This window comes from Nonomuraea sp. NPDC005692 (genome assembly GCF_040631115.1).
Taxonomy (GTDB): Bacteria; Actinomycetota; Actinomycetes; order Streptosporangiales; family Streptosporangiaceae; genus Nonomuraea.
On record NZ_JBEXYU010000055.1, the window covers coordinates 1 to 2,930 of the forward strand.

General features: G+C 62.4%; 3 protein-coding genes. All 3 read left to right on the forward strand.

Features of this window, described 5'->3' with window-relative positions:
- Positions 1–660: 660 nt before the first annotated feature.
- The gene (locus ABZ459_RS50530; protein WP_357988007.1) at positions 661–972 is read left to right on the forward strand and encodes a hypothetical protein; all 312 of its coding nucleotides are present in this window, start codon (positions 661–663) and stop codon (positions 970–972) included.
- Positions 973–2,161: 1,189 nt separating this feature from the next.
- Complete coding sequence (locus tag ABZ459_RS50535; protein ID WP_357988010.1) at positions 2,162–2,638, forward strand: GntR family transcriptional regulator; 477 nt, start codon at positions 2,162–2,164, stop codon at positions 2,636–2,638.
- Between the two features lie 42 nt (positions 2,639–2,680).
- A partial coding sequence (locus ABZ459_RS50540; protein ID WP_357988013.1) for a GntR family transcriptional regulator occupies positions 2,681–2,930 on the forward strand: 250 nt, incomplete at its 3' end.

Consider the following 2,930-nt stretch of genomic DNA (forward strand, 5'->3'; position numbering starts at 1 on the left):
GCTACTCGAAGGATCACGCGATGGCCGTCTTCATTTCACGGCCGCCACGCTTGTGACCAGGTCAAACTCGTACACCACTCCCGTGGACGCAACCGCTTGGCTCGCTGCGGCTACCGGCCCGCCGCTTGCCACCAACGGCTCGCCTGTAGGTCGGAGGTGATCGAGTCAGCAGGGTGACGTCTAAGCTTTCAGCTCATTCTGTGGCCCCTGTTTTCGGGAGACCGCCATCTCATATCAGGCTATCGGCTGGAGATTACCTGGCTTCTTCCGCCTAGTCCGCCTACATGCCGGTAATGACAGGACATGACTGGGCCACATCCGCATTTCTGGATGCTTCGATGGCCGGGCGGGTGGGACTGAATCATGACACTCTCGATCCGGCCGCCCCCCTTAGGCGCTTGGGCTTGGCTCGCAGCCCCTTGCTGGGGGCGGCGGCAGGTTGATCCTCCTTACCGAGGTGGTCTTATTTCCTCCGACAAGCCGGGCGGATGTGGACGTTCACCGGAAAAGCGCGCGTCGGCGGAGGAAGAAAACCACTCCGGATTGCTTGTCGGGGATCGCTTCAGGCACGGACGACTTGCCAATATGTGCTCGCAGCAAGTGGGGGCCGGCCGCCGTTGGCGGGTTCCCTCGTCGTCCATTGGTAAGGGGTAGGGGTACGTGAACGTTGAGGTGGAGATCCTCGATCTACAACTCCGTCTGCAGGCGCTGGAGGCTCGCTCGTGCTCGGGTGAACGAGATGCGGTGTTGGCAGGGCTGGCTACGGCGAGGGCGGAGATCGTCGAGGTTCGCTCAGGGGTCGGTCGGGACTTTGAGATCCTCAACTTCGAGATCGCACGCCTTCGGGAACGGTTTGACGAGAGCTGCAAGGCCAGCCTGGCAGAGACGTTGACGATGCTTGAGGGGCTACGGTTCCAGCTCACTGACCTTGGGCTCAGACTGGATCGCCTGTTGGCGAAAGATGATGCGTAGGCGGCATTTGAGCCTCCGGTCCAGGTCGGGGGCTCTTGGTTGGGATCGCTCGACTGCTCCAACATTTGATGGCGATGACGCTGGAGGTGGGCTTCGGAGCTGGTTTGAGCGGATCAGCTAGGGGGGCGCCGGGAAATGGTGACGGCCATCCCGTACTCCTTCTAGGGCCTTGTCCGAGAACGAAGGAGCCAACGTGATGGCCGCGAGGAACAGTGTGCCTCCTTCGAGATGGCGTGCAAAGCCGTTTTGGAACTGTGACTCCTACTTCTCTCTTCTCGAGTCGGTTCTGGATGGAATGCCAGCGTGTCCCTCTTAATCAGGAAAATCGAGCTGAATGACAGCTCGTTGGCGAAATTTCAGTACGGTGACCGGAGGGTGCCGAGCGTCGCCCGGGATGGCGTATGGAGATACTCACGGACGAGGGCATCCGGGAAGCCCTGGTGAGCAATCTGTGCATTTTGCAGCGGTGTCGCCATCGTCATTGGTTGTCACTGCCGGCCACTTACGTAGGCGACCGCGCGTTTGTAGAGAGTGTTCGTGCCGCGAGACGAACGCCTACAGGGGGCGGGCCTGCGTAGGGCCGCAGAGCCGCGCTTCAGAGGCACAGGGAGCTTGAGAGTTGCGCTCGACGGGAGGGCTGGTTTTGTCAGGCTCTCCCGGTAGGTTGCCTCAGGCGGGCAGGCAACGCGGGGTCGTGCTGCTGTAGGTAGCGGCTCAGGGGGCGGGTTTCCTCTAGAGGATGAGCCGACGTGGAGTACAGGTGTAGTGGGTGCCCGGGATTATCGGGCGTTGCCGGTCAACAGACTGTTCCAGAGCCGCTGGGTCCTGAGGGCGGAGCCCCGGAAGGTCTCCTCCGCGATCGGGATTCTGTCATTCGTACGGGTTCGGCGAATGAAGCGCTGCCCTCCGATTTGGCAGAGCTCGTAGATCGTGGGCTGGCAGTGGCAGGTGTATCCCCGGACCCGTACGCGTTCGTAGGGGGAGCTCGCGGGATACCAGCGGATGGCTGTGCGGCCTGGGCGGGGTTCTGGGAGGTGGATGCCGATGCAGCGTTCGTAGTCCAGGGAGAGGACGGCCATGGCCAGAGAATACGTCTGGTTGTATCCGCTCGTCTATTCGGAAAGATGACTCTGTCTGGCCAGGCAGGAGGATATGGGAGGGCTCGTACACCTTCGTCTATGTTGCCGGTGTGCTGGACTACGACGGCGACACCCACATCTACGTACAGATCGCGGAGATCCTTCGGCTGCGGGTCGAGGGGCTCGCGTCCGGGCATCCCGTGCCGAGCGAGGCCGACATTCAGCACGAGTTCGGGGTCGCGCGGACGACGGCCCGCCGGGCCATCCACGTGTTGCGCGAGGAAGGGCTCATCTACACGGTCCAGGGCGAGGGAACGTTCGTCGGCGCACCTCATGAAGCGCCGCGTAAGCAGCGGAAAGTGCCGCTCTATCGGCAGATTGCTGCCGATGTGGCCAAGCAGATCAGAGCGGGGCACTTCCTGCCCAAGCGGGCGATTCCGGGCGAGACAGCGTTGGTGCAGCAGTACGACGTGGCGCGGGAGACGGTGCGGCGGGCCATGGCGTTGTTGCGGGAGCAAGGGTGGATCTACACCGTGCCGCAACGTGGGAGTTACGTGTCACCCGAAGAGTCGTGGCCCCAGGATTGAGATTCACTCATCTGCTTGTATCCAGACGTCTAAGGTATGAGCATGCTCGACCGAGACGGCCCGGTGCCGATCTATGTGCAGATTGCCGAGATGATCGAGGGTCAGATTCTGAGAGGTGAGCTGCTGGCCGGCGAGGCGGTGATGAGCGAGCTGGCCATGGAGGCCGAGTTCGACGTGGCGCGGTCAACCGTCCGGAACGTGGTGCGGGAGCTGCGTCGGCGGCAGCTCGTCCACACGGTGAAAGGGAAGGGGACGTTCGTCGGGGGCACCGAGGCTGGGATGAGGGACGTAC